20 protein-coding genes and 1 other annotated feature are annotated in these 16,472 nt (G+C 40.0%); of the genes, 3 read left to right on the top strand and 17 right to left on the bottom strand.

Annotated features, from left to right (window positions below; translation table 11 throughout):
* Positions 1-87: 87 nt before the first annotated feature.
* From rplK to epsC, 12 genes are all read right to left on the bottom strand, one after another.
* Positions 88-513, bottom strand: a complete 426-nt coding sequence (rplK, locus tag R6U77_RS05735) for a 50S ribosomal protein L11 (RefSeq protein ID WP_042478596.1) — start codon at positions 511-513, stop codon at positions 88-90.
* A gap of 228 nt (positions 514-741) precedes the next feature.
* Entirely contained in the window at positions 742-1,281 is a 540-nt protein-coding gene (gene nusG / locus R6U77_RS05730) for a transcription termination/antitermination protein NusG (RefSeq protein WP_293924075.1), read from the bottom strand.
* A 121-nt stretch (positions 1,282-1,402) separates the two neighbouring features.
* A complete protein-coding gene (secE, locus tag R6U77_RS05725) occupies positions 1,403-1,588 on the bottom strand; it encodes a preprotein translocase subunit SecE (RefSeq protein ID WP_293924072.1) in 186 nt (61 codons plus the stop codon).
* Positions 1,589-1,620: 32 nt separating this feature from the next.
* A complete protein-coding gene (gene rpmG / locus R6U77_RS05720; protein ID WP_406601079.1) occupies positions 1,621-1,800 on the bottom strand; it encodes a 50S ribosomal protein L33 in 180 nt (59 codons plus the stop codon).
* Between the two features lie 133 nt (positions 1,801-1,933).
* Positions 1,934-2,563 carry an RNA polymerase sporulation sigma factor SigH gene (sigH, locus tag R6U77_RS05715; protein ID WP_293924070.1) on the bottom strand — a complete coding sequence of 210 codons (630 nt, stop codon included), beginning with the start codon at positions 2,561-2,563 and terminating at the stop codon, positions 1,934-1,936.
* Positions 2,564-2,729: 166 nt separating this feature from the next.
* Entirely contained in the window at positions 2,730-3,242 is a 513-nt protein-coding gene (locus R6U77_RS05710; protein ID WP_319837773.1) for an NYN domain-containing protein, read from the bottom strand.
* A 1-nt stretch (position 3,243) separates the two neighbouring features.
* Positions 3,244-3,990 carry a 23S rRNA (guanosine(2251)-2'-O)-methyltransferase RlmB gene (rlmB, locus tag R6U77_RS05705; protein ID WP_319837772.1) on the bottom strand — a complete coding sequence of 249 codons (747 nt, stop codon included), beginning with the start codon at positions 3,988-3,990 and terminating at the stop codon, positions 3,244-3,246.
* Positions 3,991-4,407, bottom strand: coding sequence for a Mini-ribonuclease 3 (locus R6U77_RS05700; RefSeq protein ID WP_293924065.1), 417 nt, complete (start codon positions 4,405-4,407; stop codon positions 3,991-3,993).
* 4 nt (positions 4,408-4,411) lie between these two features.
* The gene (gene cysS, locus R6U77_RS05695; RefSeq protein ID WP_319837771.1) at positions 4,412-5,812 is read right to left on the bottom strand and encodes a cysteine--tRNA ligase; all 1,401 of its coding nucleotides are present in this window, start codon (positions 5,810-5,812) and stop codon (positions 4,412-4,414) included.
* A gap of 53 nt (positions 5,813-5,865) precedes the next feature.
* Positions 5,866-6,093: a binding site (T-box leader), on the bottom strand.
* 46 nt (positions 6,094-6,139) lie between these two features.
* Positions 6,140-7,600: a glutamate--tRNA ligase gene (gene gltX / locus R6U77_RS05690; protein ID WP_319837770.1), complete on the bottom strand. Its 1,461-nt coding sequence runs from the start codon at positions 7,598-7,600 to the stop codon at positions 6,140-6,142.
* Between the two features lie 180 nt (positions 7,601-7,780).
* Positions 7,781-8,257: a 2-C-methyl-D-erythritol 2,4-cyclodiphosphate synthase gene (ispF, locus tag R6U77_RS05685; RefSeq protein WP_319837769.1), complete on the bottom strand. Its 477-nt coding sequence runs from the start codon at positions 8,255-8,257 to the stop codon at positions 7,781-7,783.
* Between the two features lie 108 nt (positions 8,258-8,365).
* Positions 8,366-9,307 carry a serine O-acetyltransferase EpsC gene (epsC, locus tag R6U77_RS05680; protein WP_293924057.1) on the bottom strand — a complete coding sequence of 314 codons (942 nt, stop codon included), beginning with the start codon at positions 9,305-9,307 and terminating at the stop codon, positions 8,366-8,368.
* A gap of 288 nt (positions 9,308-9,595) precedes the next feature.
* Between epsC and R6U77_RS05675 the strand changes: the two genes are divergently transcribed.
* The gene (locus R6U77_RS05675) at positions 9,596-10,648 is read left to right on the top strand and encodes an NAD(P)/FAD-dependent oxidoreductase (protein ID WP_319837768.1); all 1,053 of its coding nucleotides are present in this window, start codon (positions 9,596-9,598) and stop codon (positions 10,646-10,648) included.
* A 32-nt stretch (positions 10,649-10,680) separates the two neighbouring features.
* On the opposite strand, the gene ispD is transcribed toward R6U77_RS05675, so the two are convergent.
* A complete protein-coding gene (gene ispD / locus R6U77_RS05670) occupies positions 10,681-11,364 on the bottom strand; it encodes a 2-C-methyl-D-erythritol 4-phosphate cytidylyltransferase (protein WP_319837767.1) in 684 nt (227 codons plus the stop codon).
* Between the two features lie 11 nt (positions 11,365-11,375).
* Positions 11,376-12,446 carry a PIN/TRAM domain-containing protein gene (locus R6U77_RS05665; protein WP_293924049.1) on the bottom strand — a complete coding sequence of 357 codons (1,071 nt, stop codon included), beginning with the start codon at positions 12,444-12,446 and terminating at the stop codon, positions 11,376-11,378.
* A gap of 165 nt (positions 12,447-12,611) precedes the next feature.
* On the opposite strand from R6U77_RS05665, the gene R6U77_RS05660 reads away from it, so the two are divergent.
* Both R6U77_RS05660 and R6U77_RS05655 read left to right on the top strand, forming a co-directional pair.
* Positions 12,612-12,929, top strand: coding sequence for a PadR family transcriptional regulator (locus R6U77_RS05660; protein WP_319837766.1), 318 nt, complete (start codon positions 12,612-12,614; stop codon positions 12,927-12,929).
* Positions 12,926-13,468, top strand: coding sequence for a DUF2812 domain-containing protein (locus R6U77_RS05655; protein WP_319837765.1), 543 nt, complete (start codon positions 12,926-12,928; stop codon positions 13,466-13,468). Before R6U77_RS05660 ends, R6U77_RS05655 begins: the two co-directional genes overlap by 4 nt.
* Positions 13,469-13,519: 51 nt before the next feature.
* Here the strand turns inward: R6U77_RS05655 and radA are convergent, their stop codons facing one another.
* The 3 genes from radA to R6U77_RS05640 form a co-directional block, all read right to left on the bottom strand.
* Positions 13,520-14,896: a DNA repair protein RadA gene (gene radA / locus R6U77_RS05650; RefSeq protein ID WP_319837764.1), complete on the bottom strand. Its 1,377-nt coding sequence runs from the start codon at positions 14,894-14,896 to the stop codon at positions 13,520-13,522.
* 90 nt (positions 14,897-14,986) lie between these two features.
* On the bottom strand, positions 14,987-15,505 hold the full coding sequence (locus R6U77_RS05645; RefSeq protein WP_319837763.1) for a hypothetical protein: 519 nt from the start codon (positions 15,503-15,505) through the stop codon (positions 14,987-14,989).
* A gap of 17 nt (positions 15,506-15,522) precedes the next feature.
* Positions 15,523-16,470: a methyl-accepting chemotaxis protein gene (locus R6U77_RS05640; protein ID WP_319837762.1), complete on the bottom strand. Its 948-nt coding sequence runs from the start codon at positions 16,468-16,470 to the stop codon at positions 15,523-15,525.
* Positions 16,471-16,472 lie beyond the last annotated feature (2 nt).

Here is a 16,472-nt window from a genome sequence, read left to right as displayed (position 1 = left end):
GGAATTTTACCTCCCACGAATAAAGGTTGCGCACTACTTAAGTGCCGCAACCTTCCAAAAACAAATGCATCATCAAGTAAATGGGAATTAGTCTTCGATCACAATACCCATGCTACGTGCAGTACCTTCAACCATTAACATAGCCGCTTCAACTGATGCAGCGTTAAGGTCTGGCATTTTTTGTTCAGCGATTTCGCGAACTTTATCACGTTTAACCGTTGCTACTTTTTTACGGTTTGGTTCACCAGATCCAGATTGGATACCAGCTGCTACTTTAAGTAGAACTGCTGCTGGCGGAGTTTTCGTAATAAAAGTGAATGAACGATCTTCGAATACTGAAATCTCAACAGGAATGATTAAACCTGCTTGATCAGCAGTGCGAGCATTGAACTCCTTACAGAATCCCATGATGTTTACACCTGCTTGACCTAGTGCAGGACCAACCGGTGGAGCTGGATTAGCTTTACCAGCAGGGATTTGAAGTTTTACAACTTTAATAACTTTTTTAGCCACGAGACACACCTCCTTAAGTCCGTGATGTGGTAATTGGGTTGCCCCTCCCACTCAAATATCTGTCTGTCAGCTAGTTTGCCGATAACATTAAAAATCTATCATTTGCCAACTGAAAACAATTTACAGTATGACCTATGAAATGATATCACTTTTATAGTATATACGCAAGTACAAATAATAATCAAATTCAAATTTATAATTTTCGAGAGTATTCTTTTGAAATTCCGATTAGATTTTGCGAATTTGTTCGAAGCTTAACTCCATCATCGTTTCGCGTCCAAACATATCAACGCTAACTTTGACTTTTGATTTTTCGACATCTACCTCTTCCACTTTACCTTGGAAGTGAGCAAATGGTCCTTCTAATACTTCAACAACTTCTCCAACTTCAATTGCGATGTCACCAAGCGCTGTATCTTTCATGCCCATTTGTGCAAGTAAGCGCTCAGCCTCCTCAGGCAATAATGGTGTTGGTTTAGCGCCGCCACCTGATGAGCCGATAAAGCCTGTCACACCTGGTGTATTGCGGACAACATACCAAGAATCATCCGTCATAATAATTTCCACTAGCACGTAGCCTGGGAAAACTTTGCGCATGACTGTACGCTTTTTACCATCCTCTTTTACATCCACTTCTTCTTGCTCTGGAACGATAACACGGAAAATTTTATCTTGCATCCCCATCGTTTCAACGCGCTTTTCTAAATTTGCTTTTACGCGATTTTCATAACCTGAATATGTGTGAACTACATACCAATTTTTCTCCATAGCTACAAGGACTTGTCGTCCGTCCCTCCTTTTTTATTTTAATACTCGCATTAGGTTTTTCACCAAATGAAAAAACCCGCTATAACTACGGACGGGCTATTTCATAAATATCAATATTATTTTACAAACTTAAGAACCAGCGGAATAATTCAGAAATACCTAAATCCACTACCGAAAAATATAAAGCCATCACTACAACTGTCACAATAACTACAACTGTATATTTTGTTAACTCTTTACTTTTTGGCCAGCTTGTTTTTCGCATTTCTGAGCCTACTTCTTGCAGAAAAGTTGTTACTTTACTCATTCCAGCTTAACCTCCAAAATCAATGATATCTTCTATATCGTTTGTTTATGCATCGTATGTTCATTGCAATGTGCGCAAAATTTCTTGAGCTCTAATCGCTTTGTTGCGCCTTGTTTAACAGGCATCGCATAATTTCTTGAGCCGCATTTTTCACAGCTTATAATGACTTTTTGTGCCACCCGCATCACCTTTTCGGCATTTTGTCTTTTCAAGACTAACACCTAACAATGATGCTGTCAACAAGCTTCTTATTTTGAACTGATTCAGCAGAGACGCAGGGATTCCATTACTTTTTAGCATTCACCCTAACAATTAAGGCCTCTATATCGGTCTTATTAAATCAAGTTAGCGAATACCCTCAACCTCTAAATGTCGCTCTAATTTTCGCTTCACCCGCTGCAATGCATTATCAATTGATTTCACATGGCGATTTAACAATTCGGAAATCTCATAATACGATCGACCTTCTAAATATAAAGCTAGCACTTGTTGCTCTAACTCGCTTAGTACTTCACTCATTTTTTCTTCTAAATAGCTGAATTCTTCCTGACTAATCATTGCATGCATAGGATCATCTGATATCGGGCTTGTAATAATGTCCATTAAAGTCCGTTCAGATTCTTCATCATAAATCGGCTTATCAAGTGACACATACGAATTAAGTGGTATATGTTTTTGCCTTGTTGCTGTTTTAATTGCTGTAATAATTTGTCTCGTTACACATAGTTCAGCGAACGCTCGAAACGAAGCAAGCTTGTCCCCATTGAAGTCACGTATCGCCTTATATAAGCCAATCATGCCCTCTTGTACGATATCTTCCTTGTCAGCACCAACAAGAAAATAGGATCTTGCCTTCGCCTTCACAAATAAACGGTATTTTGTTATTAAAAAGTCTAGCGCATCTGTATTACCTAGACGAACTTGCTCTACAAGCTCATTATCAGAAAGCTCTTCAAATTGCTGTTTGGTTGGCATCTTACTACTTTTAAGCAATCGCTTCACCTCAGTCACTTAAGAATCGTTAGCAATAGTATAGTTGAACTAGAAGGAAAATAAAATGCAAAAGGCTGCTATGTAGAACGCCAACTAGCTTACTATTTCCTACTTACGTAAAACATAAATATTATCAAAATAGATCATTCTACTTCAAGCCTCGCCGCCATTTTTCAAAGGCAAGCTCCACATCTTTTGATAGAGGGATACGTGAAACAGGCTTATCTACTTGCGTTTTTTTCACTTTTGATGAAATGTTATTTTTTATAATTTGCATTTCAATTTCCAATTCACGAGCAGATTTACGCAATGCCCCTTGTCCAAACACTACATTTTGCTCTGTCATATCGGAAGTTGCAACATGAATTTGTACTTTTCTAGCCTTTAGCTCATTCGTTAATTTTTCTATACGCTCATCAGCTGTTTCATTTTTCCTTGTGAATAGCACTTCAACATCATGCTTCACATATAATCGTTCAGTACCTGGGACAAGATAAGCGTCAAACACAATAATAACACGCCAGCCTGTTGATGCTTTATATTCAGCAAGCAATTCTACTAAACGATCACGGGCATCTTCTAAGCTTTTATCGCGCAAAGGTCGTAATTCCGCCCATGCCCCAATCATATTATAGCCATCTACTAGCAAAATATTTTGCATCTTATAGCCTTTGACGATTACGATATACTTCGTACATAAGCAATGCCGCCGCAACGGAAGCATTTAACGAAGTAACATGCCCAACCATCGGTAAATGGTAAAGGAAATCACATTTCTCTTTCAGTAGACGGCTCATCCCCTTACCTTCACTGCCAATAATAATAGCTAATGGCAATGTAGCATCCATTTTTCGATAATCGACAGAGCCTTTAGCATCGGTACCAGCAATCCATACGCCGCGATCCTTCAACTCATCGACCGTTTGCGCTAAATTAGTCACCCGCACAACAGGTACATGCTCAATCGCCCCAGTCGAGGCTTTCGCCACAACAGCCGTTAACCCTACAGCACGGCGCTTCGGAATAATAATTCCATGTGCACCAGCCGCATCAGCTGTACGCATAATAGAACCTAAATTATGCGGGTCCTCCAACTCATCTAAAATTAAGAAAAATGGATCTTCCTGCTTCTGTGCTGCTGCTGCAAATAAATCATCAAGCTCCGCATAAGTATACGCTGCGACTGCTGCGACAATTCCTTGATGGTTCGCATCAGTTAACTGATCTACCTTCTTCTTTGGTACAAATTGCACAAGTACGCCTCTCTCGCGGGCTAAATCTAATAGCTCTTGAACGCCTGTTTTTTTCACACCTTCAGCAATCCATAGCTTATTGATTTCACGACCTGAACGTAGCGCTTCTAATACAGGGTTTTTCCCTGCAATCATTTCATTCGTTTGCTCCGTCATCTACGACACTCCCTTCGACTGTTCTATGATTGTTATTGCATAATCAATGATTTCATATACGCGATCTAGTTCCCCTAATAAATATAAACTACCGAGCACCGCTTCAAAGCCTGAGCTATTACGATATGTTTGCACATCTGTATTTTTCGGTACGGAGCCTGATTTTGCATTACGACCTCGCTTAAATACCGCAAGCTCGTCCTCTGTTAAATAGTTCTCCTCTATTAAACGATAGACAATCATCGATTGCGCCCTTGCCGATACATATTTCGTTGCCTCTCGGTGTAGCGTATTTGGCTTTACACGTCCTATACGCAGAAGGTGTTCACGCACCTTCTGCTCTAGTACCGCATCGCCCATATAAGCAAGCGCGAGCGCATTTAATTGTTTAACATCTTCTTTTCGAAGCTCTGACATACTATTACCCTCGTTTCCAGCGTGTACCTTGACGCGTATCTTCCAATACGATATTTAGGCTCAATAATTGGTCACGAATTTCATCTGAGCGTGCAAAGTCTCGATTTTTACGAGCCGCATTTCGCTCTTCGATTAATGCTTCGATTTCCTCATCTAACAGTTCTTCTTCCACTTTTAACACAATACCTAAAACAGCGCTAAGTGCATCAAATGTCGTTAAAAATGCCTGTAAAACTTTTTGCTCTGTATTGCTTTCTGTCGTATAAATATTTGCTAAACGAGCTAATTCAAATAATGCTGTAATCGCATTTGCTGTATTGAAGTCGTCATTCATCGCCTCTTCAAATTGCTGCTGGATTGCCGCAATTTGCGTTAGCCATTCATCCGCGTTATCTACTAAATCAGCTGACGTTGCAAGACGATGCTCCACGTTGCTATATGCTGTGCGAATTCGCTCTAAGCCTGTGCGAGCTGCCTCCACTAAATCCTGTGCAAAGTTAATTGGCTGACGGTAATGTACAGATAGCATAAAGAAGCGCAGTACTTGTGGATCAATTTGCTGACGAATATCATGCACTAATACAAAATTCCCTAATGACTTCGACATTTTTTCATTATCGATATTAATGTAACCATTGTGCATCCAATAGCGCGCAAATGTTTTGTCATTGTGCGCCTCAGATTGCGCAATTTCATTCTCATGGTGTGGGAATGTTAAATCTTGACCACCTGCGTGGATATCAATTGTATCACCTAAATGCTCGCGTGCCATCACTGAGCACTCAATATGCCAGCCTGGTCGACCATCGCCCCAAGGACTAGCCCAAAAAATTTCATTTGGCTTTGCTGCCTTCCATAAGGCAAAATCAAGCGGATCTTCCTTCTTCTCTCCAGCTTCGATACGTGCACCAACCTTCAAATCATCAATGGATTGATGCGATAATTTGCCATAGCCATTGAATTTGCGTGTACGGTAATAAACATCCCCTGCTGATTCATATGCATAACCTTTATCAATTAATACTTTAATAAATTCAATAATGTGGTCCATATGCTCTGTTACACGCGGGTGCGCATCTGCTTTGTGGCAGCCTAGTGCTGTAATATCATCAAAATACGCATCGATAAAGCGCTCAGTCAACTCAAATACTTCCTCACCTAGCTCATTTGCTGCTTTAATAATTTTGTCATCTACATCTGTAAAATTAGATACAAACTTCACTTCATAGCCTGCATATTGTAAATAGCGACGCACCGTATCATAAACGATAACAGGACGCGAGTTGCCAATATGAATATAGTTATAAACAGTCGGTCCGCACACATACATTTTGACCTTGCCTTCTTCTAACGGCACAAACGTTTCCTTTTGTCGTGTTAATGAGTTAAAAATTTGAATGCTCATTTTTTTCGCTCCTTTTAATAATAATAAAAAGCGCCTCCGTCACAAAAACTTGTGACAGAGACGCGTAATTAGCGTGGTTCCACTCTGCTTGAAAGCGACAAATCCGCCACTCTCCGCTCTAAGTCCTTTTAACGGGGGACGACTTCGGCTTGCCTACTCTCGTTTCAGCGAAGCGCTCAAAGGTGCATTTCCGTGTTGCCTAGGCTCAGACTACTTTCAGCCAGTGGTAGTCCTCTCTTGTTGAGCATGCGTGACGTACTTCTCCTTATCAATGCTTTTATCATATAGTAGCTTCATTGTACAAAAATGTGCAAAAAAAGCAATCATTTAGTTCGCATATTTTTCTACGCGAGCAAGCACCTTTTCTTTACCAATTAATGCAATTGCATTTGGTAGCTCTGGGCCATGTGTTTGCCCTGTTGTTACAACACGAATTGGCATAAATAAGTTTTTGCCTTTATGTCCTGTTTCTTTTTGCACAGCTTTAATCGCCGCTTTAATTGATTCAGCATCAAATGTTTCTAACGCTTCTAGCTGCGCTTTTAATGCTGTCATAACCTCTGGCACTTGTTCACCAGCTAACACTTCTGTAGCCGCTGTGTCGTACTCAATTTCCTCTTTAAAGAACAGCTCTGAAAGCTCCACAATTTCAGCACCAAAGCTCATTTGGTCGTGATATAAGCCAATTAATTCAGAAGCCCATGCCGCTTGCTCTCCGTTTAGCTCAGCAGGTAAAAGACCCGCTTTTTGTAAATGTGGTAATGCTAATGCAACAACCTCTTCACGTGATAGTTTTTTAATGTATTGGTTGTTCATCCAAGTAAGCTTTGTTTTATCGAACATTGAAGGCGATTTTGATAAGCGCTTTTCATCAAATAATTCGATAAATTGCTCCTTCGAGAAAATTTCCTCTTCTCCTTCTGGCGACCAGCCAAGCAGTGCGAAGAAATTGAACATTGCCTCTGGTAAATAGCCTAAATCTTTATATTGTGCAACGAATTGAATAATCGTTTCGTCACGCTTCGATAACTTTTTACGGTCTTCATTCACGATTAATGTCATATGACCATATTGCGGATACTCCCAACCAAACGCATCAAAAATCATCATTTGCTTCGGCGTATTCGATAAATGCTCCTCACCACGGAATACGTGTGAAATCTCCATAAAGTGATCATCTAACACTACCGCATAGTTATATGTTGGAATACCGTTTGCTTTTACTAGCACCCAGTCACCGATATCCTTCGATTCAAAAACAACCTCACCACGTACTAAATCCGTGAATTTATACGTTGTATCTGCTGGTACGCGCATACGAATTGTGTACGCTTCACCTGCCGCTTCCTTCGCTGCGACTTCATCCGCTGTTAAATTGCGGCATTTACCGTCATAAGTTGGTGCAGCAACACCGTTTGCTTTTTGTGCTTCACGGGATGCCTCAAGCTCCTCTGACGTACAGAAGCACTTATATGCTCTCCCTTCTGCAAGTAGACGCTCTGCATGCTCCTTGTAAATATCAAGACGCTCCATTTGGCGATATGGTGCATAAGGACCACCGATGTCGATAGATTCGTCAGGAGTGATACCTAACCAGCGTAAATTATCAAGCTGCGATGCTTCTCCACCCTCTACATTACGCTCGATATCTGTATCCTCGATACGCACGATAAATTTGCCGTTATGATGCTTGGCATATAAATAGTTAAATAATGCTGTACGCGCTCCACCAATATGTAAAAAACCTGTTGGCGATGGCGCATAACGAACACGAACTTCTTTCGTCATTGTAAAAGCCTCCTATATTTTAAGTCCTGAAAAAAAATTTCCCGACCTACTTAACTTTGTCCATTTTACCATTGTCCCTATACAAATAAAAGTAGGGATACCACAATTCAATGTGTGTAAAATATCAATCGAAAAAACTGCGAGAAAAAGCCTAATACACCATTCCCTCGCAGCCATCGCTTATTTTTTGATTAATAAAATTGTTGCTAATGCCGCAATCCCTTCCTCACGACCAACAAAGCCTAGCTTCTCTGTCGTTGTAGCCTTGACATTTACCTGAGATGCATCCGCATTTAATAGCTCTGCAATTCGGTTACGCATCGGCTCAATATATGGTGCCATTTTAGGACGCTGTGCCATAATTGTCGCATCTACATTTCCTAGCACATATCCTTTCTCTTCAACGATTTTCCAAATATATTGCAGTAATTTTGCTGAATCTGCATCCTTCCACTCTGGGTCTGTATCAGGGAAATGACGCCCGATATCACCTTCACCAATTGCGCCAAGCGCCGCATCCGTAATTGTGTGTAATAAAACATCCGCATCTGAATGTCCTAAAAGCCCTCGCTCATGCGGAATTTCAATACCGCCTAAAATTAATTTGCGCCCTTCCGCAAATGCATGTACATCATAGCCTTGTCCTACTCGAAACATATTCATCTTCCTTTAATTACGTATTTACTTTCTATCATACCAAAATTTCCGTTGAAATAGGAAAGAGCGTGCCCAAAAATATCATTTTGAGATACGCTCTACAAACCTTTAAATATGGTATTCAATATTTTTCATCTGGCTATTGCTAATATTCGGTGATGGCTGTGAATTATAAACGCGAGAATATGGCGGCACAGAATGCGTCAACCAAATGTTACTTCCTAATACGGAATCATGACCGATTGTCGTTTCTCCACCTAAAATCGTTGCACCCGCATAAATAACTACATTGTCCTCAATATTCGGATGACGTTTAATGCCTTTAATCGGATTGCCATTCGCATCAAGCGGGAAGCTTAATGCCCCTAGCGTTACGCCTTGATAGACCTTAACATTTTTACCAATCGTACACGTCTCCCCAATTACTACCCCTGTACCGTGGTCGATAAAGAAGGATTCGCCAATCGATGCTCCAGGATGAATATCAATCCCCGTTAAACGATGTGCATGCTCTGACATAATACGCGGTACAATTTGCACACCCATTTCATACAATTCATGTGCAATACGATGAATAAACATTGCCACAATTGATGGATAGCTTAGCAAAATCTCTTCTGTTGATAGCGCCGCTGGATCTCCGTTGTAAGCAGCTTGAATATCCGTTTGCAACACCTTGCGAATGATTGGGAAGCGCGCTACTAAATTCATCACAATTTTATCTGCATGGTCACGGCAATAAGTACCGCATTTCGTTGGGTCGCTATCTTCCATATTATAAATAAGCACTTTTTCAATAATATCGCGTAAATCAAGTGCAGCCTCACGCAATTTATTGCTGCTTATGATATTAATACGTACCTCATCAATCGGTGGCGTCGTGTAAATACCTGGGAACAACACTTCATGAAATTTATCTAAAATTTTATAAATTTGGTCACGACCAACAAAGCCAATTGAATTTTCAATGTCCACATATTGTTTATTTATATCATCTAAAGAGCTCGTAATTGCTGGTACTTTTTCATTCAGCCATTCATTTAAATTCATAACAACAAAACATCCCTTCAATTTTCTAATTAATCATATAATAATACTTGTGTTTTTATAAGGTTACAAAAGATTACGACTGTTTGCAACAATTCGTTTTATTTTCATCTGTTTGTTAAATCTTTTCAACAAGCCATTATGAGTTACAGAGCTTTATCGTAAAGTAGGCTCTTATTGTTACTACTGCTCTTTTCTTTTCTAAAATTTCATGCTATGATAAAAAATAATCAATAATGATAATCGTTATCAATTAAAAATTACCATTTTATTAAGGATGGAGCGACATAAATGCAAAATATATATGATGTAACAATTATCGGTGGTGGTCCAGCTGGATTGTACAGCGCTTTTTACAGCGGGTTGCGTGGGCTAAAAACGAAGCTGATTGAAAGTCAGCAAGAGCTTGGTGGGAAAGTGCTACTTTATCCTGAAAAGCTAATTTGGGATGTTGGCGGCCACCCTCCCGTACTTGGAGGACAATTTGTGAAGCAATTAGTTGAGCAAGCAAAGGTGTTTGACCCAACTATTTTAACAGGAACAAAGGTTGACTTCGTAGAGCGCCAAGATGATTTATTCATCATACACACAGCTGATGGTAGCCTTCATTATTCAAAAACAATACTGCTAGCTGTAGGTGGGGGCATTATTAATCCACAGAAACTTACTTTAGAAGGCGCAGAAAAATATGAAATGGCCAACCTACATTATACTGTGCAATCATACCAACGCTTTGTTAACAAGGATATTATTATCTCTGGTGGTGGTAACGCTGCTATTGATTGGGCAGTAGAGCTTAGCCCACTTGCTAAAAGCATTACAGTCATCTATCGTAAGGAAAAACTATCTGCTCATGAGGCAACAATTCAAGAGGCAATCAATGCTGGTGTTAAAATTGAATGCAATACAACCATTACAAAGCTCATATCTAATGCAGATAAAACCGCTATTCAATTCGTTACATGTGAAAATGCCATCACAAAGGAAAGCATTGTCCGCCCAATTGATGAGGTCATTGTCAGCCACGGCTACAATTATGAAGCCTCATTAGAATTTGACCAAGCGATCGCTATTCCTAAAAAGGATGACTATTACTTTGAAGGCAAGGCGACAGGTGAAACAGCACAGCCTGGCATTTTCGCAGCAGGTGATATTTTATCATTTGAAGGCAAGGTCAACTTGCTTATTGGCACTTTCCAAGATGCCGCGAATGCAGTTAATTCAATTAAAACATACTTAGAGCCTGATGCTTATCGCTACGGCATGGTATCCTCACACAACGATTTATTTAAAGAGAAGAACCGTGCAATTATTGAAGAACGCTTTGCACCAGTAGAAAATTAAAAATGAGGACTGGCAATTGCCAGTCCTCATTTTTAATGCGCACGCTTACGTAAAATCGCTTCACCGAATAATAAATCCTCTTGTGTCGTCATTTTCAAATTCTCGTAGCTGCTTTCAACAATATGCACCTCATGTCCAAGTCGTTCCACAAGCATAGCCTCATCTGTACCTAAAAAGCCAACTTTTTCTGCCACATCCGCAGCCTCCGCTAATAAATCAAAGCGAAATGCCTGTGGTGTCTGAATTGACCATAAATTATCACGCTCAACCGTTTCTGCAATTACTGTGCCACGTACCTTTTTCATCGTATCCTTCGCACGAACTCCAGCAATCGCTGCACCTTTTTCATAAGCAACTGTCGCTAATTGTGCAATAATTTCCTCGGTAATAAAGGGTCTAGCTGCATCATGTACTAGAACGATTTCCACCTGCTTCATCGCCTTCAAGCATGAATGAACAGAATGCTGTCGCTCCTCGCCACCAGCAGGTAAACCTTTTACTTTCGTAATACTATAGCGTTCAAGCAATCCTTCAATAAAAGCCTTTTCTTCAGGCTTTACTGCTAGCCAAATACCTGTGCAATTATTATCCTGCTCAAATATTTCTAGTGTGTGTACTAAAATAGGTTTTTCTAAAAGTGGCAAAAACAATTTATTTTGCCCTGCCCCCATTCGCTTTCCACTGCCTGCAGCAGGTAACACTACTTCATATTGCATTCGCTCACTTCCTAACTTTCTTTTGGCTTAGCAAAAATCATCCGCCCTGCTGATGTTTGTAGCACGCTCGTTACCGTCACTGTAAGCGCCTGCCCGATATAGCTACGACCACCCTCTACAACAATCATCGTGCCATCATCTAAATAGGCAACACCTTGGTTATGTTCCTTGCCATCCTTAATAACGACAACCTGCATATCTTCACCTGGAATGACAACAGGCTTCACTGCATTTGCTAAATCATTAATATTTAATACTTGCACATTGTGTAAATCACATACTTTATTTAAATTAAAATCATTCGTTAAAATTTGTGCATTGCGCTGTTTTGCTAAGCGAACAAGCTTTAGGTCAACCTCCTGCACATCATCAAAATCATCATCTACAATCAATACTTGCGATGCGCGTTCATCCTGTAGTCTCTTTAAAATATCTAAGCCTCGGCGACCACGCGTACGCTTTAATGTATCAGATGAATCTGCAATATGCTGCAGCTCAGTTAACACAAACTGCGGAACAACTAGTGCACCTTCCACAAAGCCTGTTGCTGAAATATCCGCAATACGTCCATCAATAATAACACTCGTATCCAAGAGCTTTGATAATGCTGCATCCTCCTGCATTGCTGATTTCTTTTTCTGCGCACTATTTTTTGAGGTAAATAGCTGCAACAGCTCTTCCCTCTGCTTAAAGCCAATACGGAACCCTAAATAACCGAGCATAATTGAAAAGACTACGGGTAGCACCTCTGCCACACCAGGAACAGGAATACGCTCCACTGCAAAGCCGATAAAATATGCGACAATCAAGCCGACAATTAAGCCGAGTGAACCGAATAATAAATCAGCCACTGGCAGCTTAAATAGCACTTCCTCCATCCAAACAATTAACCTAACAAAATAGTCAGATAATAAAAATGACAAGACAAATAACAAACTCGCCCCTAGAATAATCGACACAATCGGATTGTCAAGCCACGGATTAGAAGATAAATGCATAAACTCATATAATGGCGGTAAAAAAATAAAGCCTAACGTTCCTCCGATTAATAAAAAGGCAATTTGAATAATTTTCTTTAACATCCCTTCACATCCTTTCCTTGACAATAATTATACAATGTTCTGCGTTTTAATGCGATGAACAGCCTATAATATTTTTCAAAAATATATCGTTGACAGATATATCGACACACGATATATTATTTATATCGACAACTGATATAACGACATACGATAGGAGTGACTACAATGGAGAAACATTCCCCATTAACAGAAGGGGTTTACTATATTCTTTTAGCTCTCTACGAACCGAGACATGGCTACGGAATTATGCAATTCGTTTCAGAGCTGAGCAAGGGGCGAGTAGAGCTTGGTGCTGGTACCATCTATGGTGCAATCCAAACATTAGTTAAGAAAAGCTGGATTATGCCACTTGAAGAAGATGGACGTAAAAAGGAATATGTCATTACAGATGAAGGCAAGGCAATTGTTGAGCAGGAAGTACAACGATTACATGAGCTATATGAAAACGGATTACTCATAACGAAGGGGGAAAACGAGAAATGAAGAAGACAATATATCGATTTTTTGTGGATGATGCCAAAGAAGAAGCTTGGCTAAACGAAATGAGCGCACAGGGCTGGCATTTTCAAAAGATGCAGTTACGCTTTTACACATTTATCAAAGATGAGAGCCAACAATATATTTACCGATTAGAATTAATCAATGGACAGCCTGTTAAGGCGCAGAAAGAATATATAACCTTTTTAGAGGAGAGTGGGATTACTATTGTTCAACAGTTCGGTGGTTGGATTTATACAAGAAAGAACGCAACGGCCGGTTCATATGAATTATTTTCGGATTATGCATCAAAAATAACCTATACGAAAAGAGGGTTGAAGCTTTCCATTTTAACCCTGCTTCCAATGGTAATTTTCAGCATTGTTAATTTTATCAATGCTGCAAACAGAGACGATGCCTTTAGCTATGTATCCCTTTTTGCTGCCATCCTTTGTATGATTGTATCCGCCTTGACCACTCTTGCTATCTATCGATTATATCAACGAAAAAAAGCCTTAGAAAAACAGCAGCAGCTATTTGAATAAAGTGTCAGGCACACAAACAATTCAGAATTGTTTGTGTGCCTGACACCCTGACTAGAGCTCGTTAAAACAGAGGCGTAAGCTATCTCCAATTGTTTCCACACCAACAACTTGAATACCAGATGGGAAATCCCATCCACCTATGTTTGATGCTGGAATAAAGGCCCGCTGAAAGCCTAGCTTTGCCGCCTCCTGGACACGCTGCTCGATGCGAGAAACACGGCGTACCTCTCCTGTTAAGCCGACCTCTCCGATAAAGCAATCCGTTGCTCTTACAGCTTGATCTTTAAAGCTTGATACAATGGACGTCAAAACGGCTAAATCAATTGCAGGCTCATCCAGTTTCACTCCGCCCGCTACCTTAATATACGCGTCCTGTGCCTGTAGCATCATACCCATGCGTTTTTCCAGAACCGCCATTAATAACTGGACACGGTTTTGATCCACTCCTGTTGCCATACGCTTCGGATAATTAAAGCTAGTTGGTGTTATAAGCGATTGAATTTCAACTAAAATTGGGCGCGTACCTTCCATCGAAGCGACAATTGTTGAACCAGCTACCCCTTGTGAGCGCTCCTGTAAAAATAGCTCAGATGGGTTTAGCACTTCCTTTAAGCCAGCCTGCAGCATTTCAAAAATCGCAATTTCATTTGTTGAACCAAAACGGTTTTTTTGGCTACGTAAAATGCGATGGTTGTGATGACGCTCTCCTTCAAAATACAGCACCGTATCCACCATATGCTCTAAAAGGCGCGGTCCTGCAATTTGCCCTTCCTTCGTCACATGCCCTACAAGGAAAATGGCGATATTTTTCGTTTTCGCAATGCGCATAAGCTCCGCAGTACATTCTCTAACTTGCGACACGCTACCAGGCGCACTTGTCACCTCTGGATGATGCACCGTTTGAATCGAATCGACCACTACAAATTTCGGCTGAACTTCATCAATTGTTTGATTTAAAAACTCTAAATTTGTCTCTGAATAAATATACAGCTCCTGTGATTTAACACCCAAACGCTCTGCGCGCAGCTTTGTTTGACGAATCGATTCCTCTCCAGAAATGTATAGCACACGCTGCCCACGATTAGATAACAGTGCAGACACTTGTAGCAGTAAAGTTGATTTCCCTATACCTGGATCGCCACCGATTAACACAAGTGAACCCGCCACAATACCGCCACCAAGCACGCGATTTAACTCTGTCATTTCCGTTATGATACGAGACTCTTCCTCTGTTTCTACTGACATAATCGGTACGGCCTTTTGCAATGTCGCATTAGAATGCTGGAAAGCGCCACGAGGTCCCTTCACAATGACCTCTACCTCTTCCATCATCGTATTCCACTGTCCACATCCTGGACAACGCCCCATCCATTTTGCTGATTCATATCCACAGGAATTACATGTAAATTTTGTTTTCTTTTTTGCCATGATGCCTCCGATGTTTTTTATTTTATTATAGCAAAGTTTAATCGCTACATGAAAAACACCTAATGCCTAACGCATTAAGTGCTGTTTATTTTATATATTTGGCAATTCTTTCTCCCTAGCTTCAAGCAATGCTGATACTTCATCAAAATCCATTTGAAACATTGTACTATCCTTTGCAATCACATGGAAATAATAGTGAACTTTGCGTTCACCAAACTGCCGTTCTAGCTCATTCCATTGTGCTGTTGGAAGAAGTACAAAGGCTAGAGTATCTCCACCTAACGATTCTATAAACCAACGAATCTGATAGTGAGGAGCAATCATTTCCTGCATTGCTCGAATAGCACTATCTCGATCTGTCACATCATCAGCGAAAGGAATCGTGAGCTTTTTTTCTTTGAGAGATAAGGTAATATCTACCCCTCTAGGCTTGTCTATTTCTATGATTTCACAATCAATTCGATCTGACATAGGCAGCTGCTCGTTAAAGTAATCAATTAAATCCTCTTCCGCCTCTCGCCAATCTATCCAAATCAGCACATTCTCTTCATCATATATATCTTCAACTACTTGATGTGTTAAAAAATGCGCAATTTTTTGTTGCTTCATCATATCTCTCCTCACTATCAATGTTTTGATGTATGATAATGCTTCACTTGCTCTACTGCCTCAAGTAATTTTCTTGTTACGATTTCAGATTCATCGATATGATTTGTTAGTACACGATTCGTGTCATCAAATAAAGTTGTTGTCATTTTAAACTTATTCATCACATCTTCATTCGATACTTTTTGATCTTTAATATAGCCTAATAGTTCATTAATTCCCTTTTGTACATTCGTAATAATTTGTAATAGCTGATCAATTTGGGTCGATGTAGCTGCACTTTTTTCGATGCCTGCTGTTACTAATTGCATATTATTTTTGTTATTCTCATAAGCTTGTGCAATTTGCTCTTCAATTTGCTTAGTTAATTTTGCAATGTCCTCAGTGCTTGTTTTTGTACTTTCTGCTAAGTTGCGCACTTCCTCAGCAACGACCGAGAAGCCTTTACCATGCTCACCTGCTCTTGCTGCCTCAATGGATGCGTTCAAAGCAAGTAAATTGGTCTGGTTAGAGATTTCACCAATCACGTTAACGATTTCTGCAATTTGCTTAGAGCGTTCGCTTAAATCACTCATGCTTGCAGATGTTTTTTGCGATTGCTCGCCTAAAGAATCAATTACTTGCTCAACTTCATGGACAGCCTGCTTGCTTTCAGCTGATAATGTAACCATTTGATTGGAGGAAGAAATTAATGTATTGCCCTTGCTTAAAGCATCCTCAGCAATATGATTAGATTGAATCGTGCTATTTTCTACTTTATTAAATTCCTCTAAAATTCGGCCAACCATTTGACCTAACACAGCATGCTGGTTATTTACTTTATCATGCTGCTCAATTGTTGAAATCATTTCTTTATGTAATTCATTTAAAAAAATTTGAAACTCGTGATCCTTTTTATCGAGCTGCGCATTTAATTCGTCAATCTTTGCTTTAAATTGCTCAATATCTTCTTTTTTTGATTGAAACATTG

The organism is Lysinibacillus louembei, assembly GCF_033880585.1.
GTDB classification, from domain to species: Bacteria; Bacillota; Bacilli; order Bacillales_A; family Planococcaceae; genus Metasolibacillus; species Metasolibacillus louembei.
The sequence above is the reverse complement of the archived record's forward strand: the minus strand, read 5'-3'. Positions and strand labels throughout refer to the sequence as shown.

What these genes read in the sequence shown, in the direction of transcription:
- nusG (WP_293924075.1), bottom strand. Translation starts at nt 1,281, where the DNA reads ATGGAGAAAAATTGGTATGTAGTTCACACATATTCAGGTTATGAAAAT.
- secE (WP_293924072.1), bottom strand. Translation starts at nt 1,588, where the DNA reads ATGAGTAAAGTAACAACTTTTCTGCAAGAAGTAGGCTCAGAAATGCGA.
- sigH (WP_293924070.1), bottom strand. Translation starts at nt 2,563, where the DNA reads ATGCCAACCAAACAGCAATTTGAAGAGCTTTCTGATAATGAGCTTGTA.
- R6U77_RS05710 (WP_319837773.1), bottom strand. Translation starts at nt 3,242, where the DNA reads ATGCAAAATATTTTGCTAGTAGATGGCTATAATATGATTGGGGCATGG.
- rlmB (WP_319837772.1), bottom strand. Translation starts at nt 3,990, where the DNA reads ATGACGGAGCAAACGAATGAAATGATTGCAGGGAAAAACCCTGTATTA.
- R6U77_RS05700 (WP_293924065.1), bottom strand. Translation starts at nt 4,407, where the DNA reads ATGTCAGAGCTTCGAAAAGAAGATGTTAAACAATTAAATGCGCTCGCG.
- cysS (WP_319837771.1), bottom strand. Translation starts at nt 5,812, where the DNA reads ATGAGCATTCAAATTTTTAACTCATTAACACGACAAAAGGAAACGTTT.
- gltX (WP_319837770.1), bottom strand. Translation starts at nt 7,600, where the DNA reads ATGACGAAAGAAGTTCGTGTTCGTTATGCGCCATCGCCAACAGGTTTT.
- ispF (WP_319837769.1), bottom strand. Translation starts at nt 8,257, where the DNA reads ATGTTTCGAGTAGGACAAGGCTATGATGTACATGCATTTGCGGAAGGG.
- epsC (WP_293924057.1), bottom strand. Translation starts at nt 9,307, where the DNA reads ATGAATTTAAATGAATGGCTGAATGAAAAAGTACCAGCAATTACGAGC.
- R6U77_RS05675 (WP_319837768.1), top strand. Translation starts at nt 9,596, where the DNA reads ATGCAAAATATATATGATGTAACAATTATCGGTGGTGGTCCAGCTGGA.
- ispD (WP_319837767.1), bottom strand. Translation starts at nt 11,364, where the DNA reads ATGCAATATGAAGTAGTGTTACCTGCTGCAGGCAGTGGAAAGCGAATG.
- R6U77_RS05665 (WP_293924049.1), bottom strand. Translation starts at nt 12,446, where the DNA reads ATGTTAAAGAAAATTATTCAAATTGCCTTTTTATTAATCGGAGGAACG.
- R6U77_RS05660 (WP_319837766.1), top strand. Translation starts at nt 12,612, where the DNA reads ATGGAGAAACATTCCCCATTAACAGAAGGGGTTTACTATATTCTTTTA.
- R6U77_RS05655 (WP_319837765.1), top strand. Translation starts at nt 12,926, where the DNA reads ATGAAGAAGACAATATATCGATTTTTTGTGGATGATGCCAAAGAAGAA.
- radA (WP_319837764.1), bottom strand. Translation starts at nt 14,896, where the DNA reads ATGGCAAAAAAGAAAACAAAATTTACATGTAATTCCTGTGGATATGAA.
- R6U77_RS05645 (WP_319837763.1), bottom strand. Translation starts at nt 15,505, where the DNA reads ATGAAGCAACAAAAAATTGCGCATTTTTTAACACATCAAGTAGTTGAA.
- R6U77_RS05640 (WP_319837762.1), bottom strand. Translation starts at nt 16,470, where the DNA reads ATGTTTCAATCAAAAAAAGAAGATATTGAGCAATTTAAAGCAAAGATT.